The sequence below is a fragment of the Colwellia sp. KS18-150 genome (genome assembly GCF_057551365.1).
The window spans coordinates 1-13,031 of record NZ_BAAJMC010000025.1 but is presented as its reverse complement, the minus strand read 5'-3'; the positions used below and the strand labels follow the sequence as shown (position 1 = coordinate 13,031).

Below are 13,031 nucleotides of genomic sequence, written 5' to 3'. Positions count from 1 at the left end.
GATTTCCCCTCTATTTTTGATTAAAAATCAACCTTTGTAAGTGTGGTTTCCGTATTTTAAAGTGAATAATTATAAAATTATGGCAATAAAAAAGGTAGCAAATGCTACCTTTTTTATGCGTTATTACCAAATTTTTAAATTGGTAATAATATATGTGATCTACTTTTATCTTTTAGATAAAGGTACGAACTCACGATTGATTTCGCCAGTATATTTTTGACGAGGACGACCGATTTTTTGTCCTGGTTGAGATAACATCTCATCCCAATGAGCAATCCAACCTACGGTTCTAGACATAGCGAAGATTACCGTAAACATACTGGTTGGGATACCAATAGCTTTAAGGATAATACCTGAGTAGAAGTCTACATTCGGGTAAAGTTTCTTCTCAATGAAGTATGGGTCTTCTAATGCAACTTTTTCTAATGCCATTGCAACATCAAGTAACGGATCGTTAATACCAAGCTCTTGCAATACTTCATGACATGTTTCACGCATTACTGTCGCACGAGGGTCAAAGTTTTTATAAACACGATGACCAAAGCCCATTAAGCGGAACGGGTCATTCTTATCTTTGGCTTTTGCAACGAATTCATCAACTCTGTCTAAGCTGCCAATTTCTTCAAGCATAGTTAAACATGCTTCATTTGCGCCGCCGTGTGCAGGGCCCCATAATGAAGCTACACCTGCTGCTATACAAGCATAAGGGTTAGCACCTGAAGAGCCGGCTAAACGTACTGTTGACGTTGAAGCGTTTTGCTCGTGATCAGCATGAAGAGTAAAGATTCTATCCATTGCACTAGCAACGATAGGGCTTACTTTGTATTCTTCAGCAGGCACAGAGAACATCATGTGTAAGAAGTTTTCAGCGTAGGTTAAGTCGTTGCGTGGGTATACAAAAGGTTGCCCTACACTGTATTTATACGCCATTGCTGAAATAGTTGGCATTTTAGCAATTAAGCGGTGTGCGCTACGTTTACGCTGCTCATTATCAGTGATATCTAAGTCACTGTGATAAAAAGAAGATAACGCGCCAACAACACCACAAAGCATAGCCATTGGATGTGCATCAGGTAAGAAACCTTGGAAGAAATGTACTAGCTTTTCATGCACCATTGTATGGTTAGTGATGATGCCTTTAAACTCTTCATATTCATCTTGGGTAGGTGCATTACCATTAAGTAGAATGTAACAAACTTCTAAGTAATCAGCTTCTTTAGCTAAGCTATCAATAGGATAACCACGGTGTTGTAATACACCCTTACCACCATCAATAAATGTGATTGACGACTCACATGAAGCAGTTGCTAAAAAGCCAGGGTCGTAAGTGAAAAAGCCATGACCACCTAAGGTTCTAATATCAATTACATCAGTACCTGCGGTGCCTTTAAGAATGGGCAGTTCGGTAATTTCTTTACCGTCAATACTTAGTGAGGCTTTAGATTCAGCCATATTTTTTATCCCCTATCAATTTTAATTTGCAATTTATTTGTGACAATCTGACTTACGAGTTAGTACTTCACTGATTAAAAGAATATTAGTACTAAATTCAAAAAAAATGAAAAATTAGTCAGTTTTATAACGTCGCTTGGGTAAATCAAACTGCCGACATTCTACCTTAATTCTAGAATAAATTGTAATAGCCATTAGACTAAAGTTTGATGACAGTCATAAAATAGATTAAAAAATAACCGTTAGTTTAAAACACAAGTTATTACTCTTGCAGGAAAATTGTATTTATTGACTATCGGCTATATAATCTAGCCCGTTCTGTGATTGTTTTTTATTGCTTAGCGAATTACTGAAAAATAGGAAGTGAACTTCTTATTCATTAAGAATGAATATTTATTAATTATTACTTTTTTCTTATACGAAAGTATTAATAGAAATTCTTAGCTAAGCAAACTGATATTCGTTAATATTAGTGCGGCTGTGAACTATAATACGGCCTAGTCGCTGTTATTGATAAAAGCAGTTACCGTTCATTTCGGGAATTACTTATTAGTAATCTCTTTAGTATTTATTTTGCGTCATTTGAAATGAAAACTAAATTCTAAAAGGTAGTTCATGAGTAACAATAATAAAAGTTGAAGGCTTTCGAGCTCTTTAGGCAACAATTGTGAAAAAACAACGTCCTGTAAATATAGATCTATCTACAATAAAGATGCACCCAGCTGCTAATGCTTCAATCTTACACCGTATATCTGGTGTAATTATGGTATTTGCAATTGGCATCTTATTATTGACCCTTTCAACCTCTCTCTCTTCTGCTGAAGGATTTGCTAGCATTCAAGAATGTCTTGAAGGCTTTTTCTTTAAATTTATTATCTTTGGCTGCTTATCAGCATTGACTTACCATGTCTTAGCGGGTGTTCGACACTTGTTAATGGACCTAGGTCATTTTGAAGAATTAACTTCAGGTAATACGAGTGCCAAATTAATTATCGTTATTTGGTTAGCTGTATCGGCAGTGATAGGAGTTTGGTTATGGTAAATGTCGTCGCTTCAGCAGGCCGAAATGGTGTGCATGATTTTATACTTTTAAGAGCTAGTGCAATTATACTTGTACTATACACCTTACTACTTGCTGGTTTTTTTGTAATAACACCAAGTGTTACTTATGATGTTTGGCAAGGGTTCTTTGCTTGTATGCCCGTAAAAATCGCCACATTGTTAGCCTTGTTAGCGCTACTTGTGCACGCTAAAATTGGTGTTTGGCAAGTATTGTCAGATTATATCAAACCAGCGTTCTTACGTGCTGCATTGCAGTTTTTCTTTTCAGTTTTGTTATTAGCCTACGTAGTGTTTGGCTTCTCAATTGTGTGGGGTGTGTAAGTGAGCGTTCCAATTCGTGAATTTGACGCCATAGTAATTGGCGCAGGCGGCGCAGGTATGCGCGCAGCATTAGCAATTTCAGAGTCAGGCAAATCATGTGCCTTGATTTCTAAAGTTTTCCCAACTCGTTCTCATACAGTATCAGCTCAAGGTGGTATTACCGTTGCTTTAGGTAATGCACATGAAGATCATTGGGAACAACATATGTACGATACCGTTAAAGGCTCTGATTATATCGGTGACCAAGACGCAATTGAATACATGTGTAAAACTGGCCCAGAGTCAGTAATCGAATTAGAGAGAATGGGCTTACCTTTTTCTCGTACCGAAGAAGGCAAAGTGTATCAACGTCCTTTCGGTGGTCAATCTAAAAACTTTGGTGGTGAACAAGCCGCTCGTACAGCAGCAGCAGCTGACCGTACAGGCCATGCATTATTGCATTGTTTATATCAGCAAAATGTTAAAAACAAAACTAACGTTTACTCTGAGTGGTACGCCTTAGATTTAGTTAAAAATAGCGACGGCGCTGTAGTTGGTACCACAGCTATTTGTATTGAAACAGGTGAAGTAGTTTACTTTAAAGCCCGTGCAACGGTATTAGCAACAGGTGGTGCAGGTCGTATCTTCGCATCAACGACTAATGCTCATATTAATACGGGTGACGGTGTTGGTATGTCACTTCGTGCTGGCATTCAAATGCAAGACATGGAAATGTGGCAGTTCCATCCAACGGGAATCGCAGGTGCTGGTGTGCTAGTAACTGAAGGTTGTCGTGGAGAAGGTGGTTACCTTCTTAACAAAGATGGCGAACGCTTTATGGAACGTTACGCACCAAATGCTAAAGATTTAGCCGGTCGTGATGTTGTTGCTCGTTCAATGATGACAGAGATACGTGAAGGTCGTGGTTGTGACCATCCACAGTATGGTCCTCATATCAAACTTAAGCTTGATCATTTAGGCCGTGAAACGTTATACAAACGTCTACCAGGTGTTTGTGATTTATCTAAAACGTTTGCTCATATTGACCCAGCAGATGAACCTATCCCGGTTATACCTACATGTCACTACCAAATGGGTGGTGTGCCTTGTAATGTAAATGGCCAAGCGCTTAATATTGGCAGCGATGGTAAAGAAACAATCGTTGAAGGTTTATTTGCCGTTGGTGAAATTGCTTGTGTATCAGTTCATGGTGCTAACCGCTTAGGTGGTAACTCATTACTAGATTTAGTGGTATTTGGACGTGCAGCAGGTAACTTCTTAGGTACTTACTTAAACGATACTCAAAACGGTAAAGATGCTTCAGAGTCTGATTTAGAAGCCTCTCTAGCTCGTACTAATCGTTGGGAGTCATCAACTACAGGTGAAGATCCAGTACAGATTCGTAAAGATTTACAGCAGTGTATGCAAATGAACTTCTCGGTATTCCGCGAAGGTGAAGCAATGGCACAAGGTATGAAGGAATTAACTGAAATTCGTGAACGCCTTCAAAATGCTAAATTAGACGATAAGTCATCTGAATTTAACACTCAACGTATTGAATGTTTAGAATTAGATAACTTAATGGAAACTGCTTTCTGTTCAGCTAAAGCTGCAAATTACCGTACTGAATCTCGTGGTGCTCATGCAAGACAAGATTTCACAGAACGTGATGATGAAAACTGGTTATGTCACTCAATCTACACTCCTGAAAGTGAAGAGATGAGTAAGCGTGATGTTAATATGAAACCTGTTCACCGCGAAGCTTTCCCTCCGAAAGCACGTGTTTACTAAGGGGTACGAACGATGAAACAGATATTTTCGATTTACCGTTATAATCCTGATGTAGATGCTAAACCTTACATGAAAGAGTATGAATTAGAGATCCCAGATGGCTCTGATTTAATGGTACTTGATGCACTTATTCTTCTAAAAGAACAAGATTCAAGCTTATCATTCCGTCGCTCATGTCGTGAAGGTGTTTGTGGCTCTGATGGTTTAAATATGAATGGCAAAAATGGTTTAGCCTGTATTACACCATTATCAGAATTAAAGGCGAAGAAAATCATCTTACGTCCTTTACCTGGTTTACCGGTAGTACGTGACTTAATCATTGATATGAGTCAGTTTTATGAGCAGTATGAAAAAATTAAGCCATACTTAATTAACGATGCTCAGCAGCCTGCTCGTGAAAACTTACAATCTATTGAAGAGCGTGACAAATTAGACGGTCTTTATGAGTGTATTTTATGTGCTTGTTGTTCAACATCTTGTCCATCATTTTGGTGGAACCCTGATAAATTCATCGGTCCAGCAGGTTTACTACATGCCTATCGTTTCTTAATTGATAGCCGTGATACTGCAACCGAAGAACGTTTAGATGGTTTACAAGATGCATACAGTGTATTCCGTTGTCATGGCATTATGAACTGTGTTGATGTTTGTCCAAAAGGATTAAACCCAACTAAAGCCATTGGCCACATAAAATCTATGTTATTAAGCCGAGCAGTTTAACTGTTCAGCGTAACAATATAGAGGAAATACCTTTGCGAACTGTTTAGGTATTGTTATAAAGTTTTTGCGTGTTTACTTTAATAAACACGCGTTATTACAATTTAACCGTAGCCGCTTGAATTTGGTGGTTATTTATTTTAGTTGCTTTACCCCCCGATCAAAGGAAAAGGCAATGCCAGAAGGTGTAATGAAGGCTTGGCTAGAGTCTTCCCACTTAAACGGTGGTAACATCGTTTATATTGAAGAATTGTACGAATCATACCTAGATAACTCTGATTCTGTTTCAGCAGAATGGCGAGAAATCTTTTCAGAACTTCCTAAAGTTGAAGGTAGTGAAGTGGAATATCGCCACAGCACTATTCGCGATGAATTTAAAGTTTTAGCTAAGCAACAGAAGAAACAGGTTGTGTCTTCTGGCGGTGACGCCAAGCAAGTTAAAGTTTTACAACTTATCAATGCTTTTAGGGTTCGTGGACATCAAAACGCTAACTTAGATCCTTTAGGATTTTGGCAGCGTGATAAAGTCCGCGATCTTCAGCTATCACATCATGATCTTTCAGAAAATGATTTCGACAAAGAGTACAACGTCGGTTCATTAGCGGTTGGTCAAGATTCAATGAAGTTAGGTGAGTTATATAAAACGCTGAGAAAGACATATTGTAGTTCTCTAGGCGCAGAATATATGCACATCACTTCAACTGACGAAAAACGTTGGTTGCAAAATCGCATTGAATCTATTCAATCACAGTTAACTTTAAGTGTTGATGAAAAAACTGAAATCTTAAAAGGTTTAATCGCTGCTGATGGCTTAGAAAAATATCTAGGTGCAAAATTCCCGGGTGCTAAACGCTTCTCATTAGAAGGCGGAGATGCACTTGTTCCTATGTTAAAAGAGCTTATTACTCGTGCAGGTGCTGCAGGCACTAAAGAAGTAGTAATGGGTATGGCTCACCGTGGTCGCTTAAATGTTCTCGTGAACGTTATGGGCAAGAACCCGTCAAAATTATTTGATGAGTTTGGCGGTAAACATGATGAAGCATTAGGATCTGGTGACGTTAAATATCACCAAGGTTATTCGTCTGATTTTGTTACCCCAGGCGGCAATGTCCATTTAGCCTTAGCATTTAACCCTTCTCATCTTGAAATTGTTAACCCTGTGGTTATCGGTTCAGTACGTGCTCGTTTAGACAGACGTGACTGTAATCAAGGTGATTTAGTACTACCTATTACCATTCATGGTGATTCAGCTATTGCTGGTCAAGGTGTTGTACAAGAAACCTTTAATATGTCGCAAGCGCGTGCATTTAAAGTGGGTGGTACGGTACGAATAGTTGTCAACAACCAAGTTGGCTTTACTACTTCAAAAGCGGAAGATACTCGCAGTGGCGAGTACTGTACTGAAATCGCTAAAATGGTACAGGCACCAATACTTCATGTTAATGGTGATGATCCAGAAGCGGTTATCTTGGCGACACAAATTGCTTTAGACTATCGCAATGAATTTAAGCGTGATGTAGTTATCGATTTAGTGTGTTATCGCCGTCATGGTCATAACGAAGCTGATGAGCCAAGTGCTACACAGCCACTAATGTATAAAATCGTTAAAAAGCACGCAACACCGCGTCAATTATACGCTGATCAATTAATTGGTGAGGGTAGTTTACCTAAAGCAAAAGTTGACGAGTTAACTGCTTATTACCGTAAGTTACTTGACGAAGGTCAGTGTACAGTAGAGCAATGGCGCCCGATGACTGAGCATTCAGTAGATTGGACACCTTATCTTGGTCACGATTGGGATGATGATTACTCGAAAGAAATTAGCCTAGATAAGCTAAAAGAATTAGCTGTTAAAGTCTCAAGTTTCCCTGACAGCCACCCAGTGCATTCTCGTGTTAAAAAGATCTATGATGATCGCATGAAAATGGCCACTGGTGAAAAGTTAATTGACTGGGGTATGGCTGAAAACATTGCTTATGCTTCAATCGTTGATGCAGGTGAGCGAGTTCGTATAACTGGTCAAGATGCCGGTCGTGGTACTTTCTTCCATCGTCATGCTGTATTGCATAACCAAGAAGATGCTAGCACTTACTTGCCATTACAAAATATCCGTGAAGGACAAGGTCCTTTCGATGTACATGACTCAGTATTATCAGAAGTGTCTGTACTGGCTTTCGAATATGGTTACACCACAGCAGAGCCTGCTGGTTTAACAATTTGGGAAGCACAATTCGGTGATTTTGCTAACTGTGCGCAAGTCGTTTTTGATCAATTCATTAGTTCAGGTGAGCAAAAGTGGGGCCGTTTATGTGGTTTAACTATGCTTTTACCACACGGCTATGAAGGTCAAGGACCAGAGCATTCATCTGCTAGACTAGAACGCTTCTTGCAACTTTGTGCTGATCACAACATGCAAGTCTGTGTACCATCAACACCAGCGCAAGTATTTAATATGCTTCGCCGTCAAGTGGTTCGTCCTATGCGTCGTCCTCTTGTCGTGATGTCACCTAAGTCATTATTACGTCATCCGTTAGCTGTGTCTTCATTAGAAGAATTAGCAACAGGTGAATTTAAAAATGTCATTGGTGAAATTGATGAATTAGATCCTAAAGCCGTAGAACGTGTTGTTTTTTGTAGTGGTAAGGTTTACTACGAATTACTTGAACAACGTCGTAAAAACGAGCTTAACAATATTGCCATTATTCGTATTGAGCAATTATACCCATTCCCTGAACAAGAACTTCAAGCGGCGATAAAAGATTATCAACACGTGAAGCAATTTGTTTGGTGTCAGGAAGAGCCGCAAAACCAAGGTGCTTGGTACTGTTCTCAGCATCATTTTAGAGCAGCTATCCCTGAAGGAACGTATTTGACGTATGCCGGCCGTAATGCCTCTGCCGCACCAGCGTGTGGTTATATGTCTATGCATGTGAAAGAACAACAAGCGCTTGTCACTCAAGCGTTAACATTGGACTAACATTAAATAAAATCAGCGCTTGGTACTCAAGCGCTAATGTTAGATAAGATTAGATTAACTCTTTAGTGTACAACGAAAGTTTGTAAGGAATAAAAAAAATGACAACCGAAATTAAAGTTCCGGTATTACCAGAATCAGTTGCTGATGCGACTGTTGCTACTTGGCATGTTCAAGTAGGTGAAAAATTTAGCCGTGACCAAGTATTAGTAGATATTGAAACTGATAAAGTAGTGCTTGAAGTACCTGCTACTGCTGATGGCGTATTAACAGATATCAGTCAAGCTGAAGGTGCTACTGTATTAGGCGACCAAGTTATTGGTACTTTTTCAGAAGGTGGCGCAGCACCAGCAGAAGCTCCTGCTGCAGCTCCAGTTGCTGCAAGCACTGGCGCAACTAAAGTTATTGATATCGTGGTACCGGTATTACCGGAATCAGTTGCTGATGCAACCGTTGCTTCATGGCATGTAGCTGAAGGTGATAGCGTATCAGTTGACCAAAATTTAGTTGATATTGAAACTGATAAAGTAGTACTTGAAGTTGTTGCTCAAGAAAGCGGTGTAATTGGAAAAATTATTCACGTTGAAGGCGATACGGTTTTAGGTGCACAAAAAATTGGTGAACTAAATGCTGGCGCAACGGCTAACACTACTGCTACAGCAACTTCTGAAGATGCTGTAAGCTCTGATGATTTAGCTAGCCCATCTGTTCGTCGTCTTATGACGGAGAAAGGTTTATCTGCAAGCGATGTTAAAGGCTCAGGTAAAGGCGGTCGTATCTCTAAAGAAGATGTTGAGTCGGCACTAGCTGCAAAAGCAGCTCCTGCACCAGCTAAAGCTGCACCAGCTCCAGCAGCACAAGATTTAGGTGAGCGCACTCAAAAACGTGTTCCAATGACACGTTTACGTAAAACGATTGCCACACGTTTATTAGAAGCGAAAAACTCAACGGCAATGTTAACCACTTTTAACGAAGTTAACATGAAGCCTATCATGGACTTACGTAAGCAATATAAAGACATCTTTGAAAAAACTCATGATACACGTTTAGGTTTCATGTCTTTCTACGTGAAAGCTGTTACAGAAGCACTAAAACGCTACCCTGCGGTAAATGCTTCAATTGACGGTGATGATATTGTTTATCATAACTTCTTCGATATCTCTATTGCGGTTTCTACACCTCGTGGTCTAGTGACTCCAGTATTACGTGATTCTGATCAATTAAGTATGGCGGGTATCGAAAATGGTATTCGTGACTTAGCGATTAAAGGCCGTGACGGTAAATTAGCTATGGCTGATATGACTGGCGGTAACTTCACAATCACAAACGGTGGTGTATTTGGTTCACTACTTTCAACACCAATTCTAAATTTACCTCAAGCTGGTATTTTAGGAATGCACAAAATACAAGACAGACCTATGGCTGTAGATGGCAAAGTAGAAATTTTGCCAATGATGTATTTAGCGCTTTCTTACGATCATCGTTTAATTGATGGTAAAGAATCAGTTGGTTTCCTAGTGACAATTAAAGAATTACTAGAAGATCCAACTCGTCTGCTTTTAGATGTATAGCATTTAGCTATATTGCAGGCAAAAATAAGTATTAAGTAGACTATAGTATTAGCTCTTTTGGCTACCGTCACTAGAGCTTTTATACTATAATTTGTCAACTTTTCATTGGCTCTTGTTAACTTTTTTAGTTTTAATCAATAGAAGAGATAACGCTAGCTTTCATTTACAGATAAATGGATAAAACACCATGAATTTGCATGAGTATCAAGCGAAACAATTATTCGCTGAATATGGTTTACCAGTTTCTGAAGGTTTCGCTTGCGATACCCCTCAAGAAGCTGCAGAAGCTGCTGACAAAATTGGCGGCGATATGTGGGTTGTTAAAACTCAAGTACACGCGGGCGGCCGTGGTAAAGCTGGCGGCGTTAAGCTAGTTAAAACTAAAGAAGAGATCAAAGATTTCGCTCAACATTGGTTAGGTAAGAACTTAGTTACTTATCAAACAGATGAGAACGGACAACCAGTTTCTAAAATTTTAGTAGAAAGCTGTACAGACATCGCTAACGAATTATACCTTGGTGCTGTTGTTGACCGTGCTTCACAAAAAGTTGTTTTCATGGCCTCTACCGAAGGTGGTGTTGAGATTGAAACAGTTGCTGAAGAAACACCTGAATTAATTCACAAAGCTGAAATTGATCCACTAGTAGGCCCACAAGCTTACCAAGCACGTGAGTTAGGCTTCAAGTTAGGTTTAAACCCTACACAAATGAAGCAATTTGTTAAGATCTTCATGGGTCTTGCAAACATGTTCAACGATCATGATTTTGCTTTACTTGAAATCAACCCGTTAGTTATTACAGACGAAGGTAACCTTCACTGTTTAGACGGTAAAATTGGTATCGATGGTAATGCTTTATACCGTCAACCTAAAATCCGTACTTTCCATGATCCATCTCAAGAAGATGAGCGTGAAGCACATGCTGCACAATGGGAATTAAACTACGTAGCCCTAGACGGTAACGTTGGTTGTATGGTTAACGGTGCTGGCCTTGCAATGGGTACAATGGATATCGTTAATTTACACGGCGGCAAGCCAGCTAACTTCCTAGATGTTGGCGGCGGTGCTACTAAAGAACGTGTTGCTGAAGCATTCAAAATCATTTTAAGTGACGACAACGTTAAAGCTGTTTTAGTTAACATCTTTGGTGGTATCGTTCGTTGTGACATGATCGCTGAAGGCATCATCGGTGCAGTTAAAGAAGTTGGTGTTCAAGTGCCAGTTGTTGTACGTTTAGAAGGTACTAACGCTGAACTAGGTCGTGAAGTACTTAAAAACTCTGACGTAGATATCATTGCTGCTGAATCATTAACAGATGCAGCGAACAAAGTTGTTGCAGCTGCGGAGGGCAAATAATGTCTGTATTAATTAACAAAGATACTAAAGTTATCTGTCAAGGTTTCACTGGTGGTCAAGGTACTTTCCACTCAGAGCAAGCAATTGACTACGGTACACAAATGGTTGGTGGCGTAAGCCCAGGTAAAGGCGGTCAAACGCACCTTGGTTTACCAGTATTTAACACAGTTCGTGAAGCAGTAGAAGCTACTGGCGCAACAGCAACTGTTATTTACGTTCCAGCTCCATTTTGTAAAGACGCTATCTTAGAAGCTATCGATGCTGGCATCGAGCTTATCGTAACTATCACTGAAGGTATCCCAACTTTAGATATGGTTGACGTTAAAGTTAAGCTTAACGAATCTGGCGTTCGCATGATTGGTCCTAACTGTCCAGGTGTTATCACTCCGGGCGAAACAAAGATCGGTATCATGCCAGGTCACATCCACAAGCCAGGTAAAGTTGGTATTGTTTCACGTTCTGGTACGTTAACGTACGAAGCCGTAAAACAAACTACTGATGCTGGTTTTGGCCAATCTACTTGTGTAGGTATTGGTGGTGACCCTATCCCAGGAACTAACTTCATTGACGTATTAGAAATGTTCCAAGCTGATGACCAAACTGAAGCAATCGTAATGATTGGTGAAATTGGTGGTACTGCAGAAGAAGAAGCTGCTGAGTACATCAAAGCTAACGTTACTAAACCTGTAGTATCTTACATTGCTGGTGTTACTGCACCAGAAGGTAAGCGTATGGGTCACGCTGGCGCGATTATCGCTGGTGGTAAAGGTACGGCTGATGAGAAGTTTGCTGCTTTAGAAGCGGCTGGTGTTAAGACGGTTCGTTCTTTAGCGGATATCGGTAAAGCACTTACAGAGAAAACAGGTTGGTAGGCTAACGCTTATAGCTTGTAAATCTTAATAAAAAACCCGCTATCTAGCGGGTTTTTTTATGGAGTTTAAAAAATTAGTCTATTATTATCCGCTTCATATTATCAACAGTGGCAGTAGCTTTTCTTCTTTTTGCTGTTTTAATTGGAATAAATTGCCCAGTCTTGGAATCTCTTCCTCGAGTAATTTTAACTACTTTGACATTTGTTTTCTTAGTCATTTTATTTACCTTAATAAAGTTTAGTTTTCACAGAACTAGCAATAATCGTTGCTTAGTCTTGTGGCTATTTTCTAACTTAAAGTAAACTTAAACTTGCAAAGTTTATTAAATTTAGTAAACTTTGCGTCATATACATCACCGTCGTAGGTTTTGGTATATCAACCCTTTGTGATTGGCGTCACTTAGGGTTTTTTCGTATATGAGCATAGCAAGCCTAAAGCTCAATAAGTCAATTTCCATTATACTACTGTATGCCTATCCATACAATAAGCTAAAATATATGTTTGTATGTTTTTTGAACTTTTCTAATTGTTAGATTCAATTAGAAAAATCCATTAACAATATTTATATCTGCTTTACCTTTGTCGCGGTGGCGACAGCACCCAGAGGGGGCTTAACGCCGAGCCCCCTCTGGACTCCCCCGACGCTGCGATCCAAACGTGATCTTTCATTCCCTCAAGTGTTTTCGACGTAACAGCGCTGAACGGGCATCCATGCCCTACATCGCTTTGTTCATCATCCATGATGAACATACGTGAACACTTTCGTTCATTTCAGCGTTTGTACACGCAGACGTTGGAGTTTGTGGTTAGGGAAGGGGTAGTAAATTTTTGTTTTTGTTTTTGTCTTTTGTTTTATTGCAATCCAAATAAGGATGGTGGTAGTGGTGCACGCTGCTGTTTCCAAAAACACCCTATACCCATCTCAGTGAGTGAATTAC

The 13,031-nt window shown here is 39.6% G+C and carries 10 protein-coding genes; 8 read left to right on the top strand and 2 right to left on the bottom strand.

The genetic code is table 11. From position 1 onward, the window contains the following. Positions 1 to 165: 165 nt before the first annotated feature. Entirely contained in the window at positions 166 to 1,452 is a 1,287-nt protein-coding gene (locus tag AC27IF_RS18270; RefSeq protein WP_487055785.1) for a citrate synthase, read from the bottom strand. Between the two features lie 667 nt (positions 1,453 to 2,119). Between AC27IF_RS18270 and sdhC the strand changes: the two genes are divergently transcribed. From sdhC to sucD, 8 genes are all read left to right on the top strand, one after another. Then, positions 2,120 to 2,494 carry a succinate dehydrogenase, cytochrome b556 subunit gene (sdhC, locus tag AC27IF_RS18265; protein ID WP_487055784.1) on the top strand — a complete coding sequence of 125 codons (375 nt, stop codon included), beginning with the start codon at positions 2,120 to 2,122 and terminating at the stop codon, positions 2,492 to 2,494. After that, entirely contained in the window at positions 2,488 to 2,835 is a 348-nt protein-coding gene (gene sdhD, locus AC27IF_RS18260; RefSeq protein WP_487055783.1) for a succinate dehydrogenase, hydrophobic membrane anchor protein, read from the top strand. The genes sdhC and sdhD overlap by 7 nt, the downstream gene beginning before the upstream one ends. Then, positions 2,836 to 4,605 carry a succinate dehydrogenase flavoprotein subunit gene (sdhA, locus tag AC27IF_RS18255; RefSeq protein ID WP_487055782.1) on the top strand — a complete coding sequence of 590 codons (1,770 nt, stop codon included), beginning with the start codon at positions 2,836 to 2,838 and terminating at the stop codon, positions 4,603 to 4,605. Positions 4,606 to 4,617: 12 nt separating this feature from the next. Beyond that, positions 4,618 to 5,325, top strand: coding sequence for a succinate dehydrogenase iron-sulfur subunit (locus AC27IF_RS18250; protein ID WP_487055781.1), 708 nt, complete (start codon positions 4,618 to 4,620; stop codon positions 5,323 to 5,325). Between the two features lie 172 nt (positions 5,326 to 5,497). Continuing rightward, complete coding sequence (sucA, locus tag AC27IF_RS18245) at positions 5,498 to 8,299, top strand: 2-oxoglutarate dehydrogenase E1 component (protein WP_487055780.1); 2,802 nt, start codon at positions 5,498 to 5,500, stop codon at positions 8,297 to 8,299. A gap of 98 nt (positions 8,300 to 8,397) precedes the next feature. Continuing rightward, complete coding sequence (gene odhB / locus AC27IF_RS18240) at positions 8,398 to 9,867, top strand: 2-oxoglutarate dehydrogenase complex dihydrolipoyllysine-residue succinyltransferase (RefSeq protein ID WP_487055779.1); 1,470 nt, start codon at positions 8,398 to 8,400, stop codon at positions 9,865 to 9,867. 187 nt (positions 9,868 to 10,054) lie between these two features. Beyond that, positions 10,055 to 11,221, top strand: coding sequence for an ADP-forming succinate--CoA ligase subunit beta (gene sucC / locus AC27IF_RS18235; RefSeq protein WP_487055778.1), 1,167 nt, complete (start codon positions 10,055 to 10,057; stop codon positions 11,219 to 11,221). Then, on the top strand, positions 11,221 to 12,093 hold the full coding sequence (sucD, locus tag AC27IF_RS18230; RefSeq protein WP_487055777.1) for a succinate--CoA ligase subunit alpha: 873 nt from the start codon (positions 11,221 to 11,223) through the stop codon (positions 12,091 to 12,093). The genes sucC and sucD overlap by 1 nt, the downstream gene beginning before the upstream one ends. Positions 12,094 to 12,166: 73 nt before the next feature. On the opposite strand, the gene AC27IF_RS18225 is transcribed toward sucD, so the two are convergent. Next, on the bottom strand, positions 12,167 to 12,310 hold the full coding sequence (locus AC27IF_RS18225) for a hypothetical protein (protein WP_487055776.1): 144 nt from the start codon (positions 12,308 to 12,310) through the stop codon (positions 12,167 to 12,169). Positions 12,311 to 13,031: the final 721 nt, after the last annotated feature.

What these genes read in the sequence shown, in the direction of transcription:
- AC27IF_RS18270 (WP_487055785.1), bottom strand. Translation starts at nt 1,452, where the DNA reads ATGGCTGAATCTAAAGCCTCACTAAGTATTGACGGTAAAGAAATTACC.
- sdhD (WP_487055783.1), top strand. Translation starts at nt 2,488, where the DNA reads ATGGTAAATGTCGTCGCTTCAGCAGGCCGAAATGGTGTGCATGATTTT.
- AC27IF_RS18250 (WP_487055781.1), top strand. Translation starts at nt 4,618, where the DNA reads ATGAAACAGATATTTTCGATTTACCGTTATAATCCTGATGTAGATGCT.
- sucA (WP_487055780.1), top strand. Translation starts at nt 5,498, where the DNA reads ATGCCAGAAGGTGTAATGAAGGCTTGGCTAGAGTCTTCCCACTTAAAC.
- odhB (WP_487055779.1), top strand. Translation starts at nt 8,398, where the DNA reads ATGACAACCGAAATTAAAGTTCCGGTATTACCAGAATCAGTTGCTGAT.
- sucC (WP_487055778.1), top strand. Translation starts at nt 10,055, where the DNA reads ATGAATTTGCATGAGTATCAAGCGAAACAATTATTCGCTGAATATGGT.
- sucD (WP_487055777.1), top strand. Translation starts at nt 11,221, where the DNA reads ATGTCTGTATTAATTAACAAAGATACTAAAGTTATCTGTCAAGGTTTC.
- AC27IF_RS18225 (WP_487055776.1), bottom strand. Translation starts at nt 12,310, where the DNA reads ATGACTAAGAAAACAAATGTCAAAGTAGTTAAAATTACTCGAGGAAGA.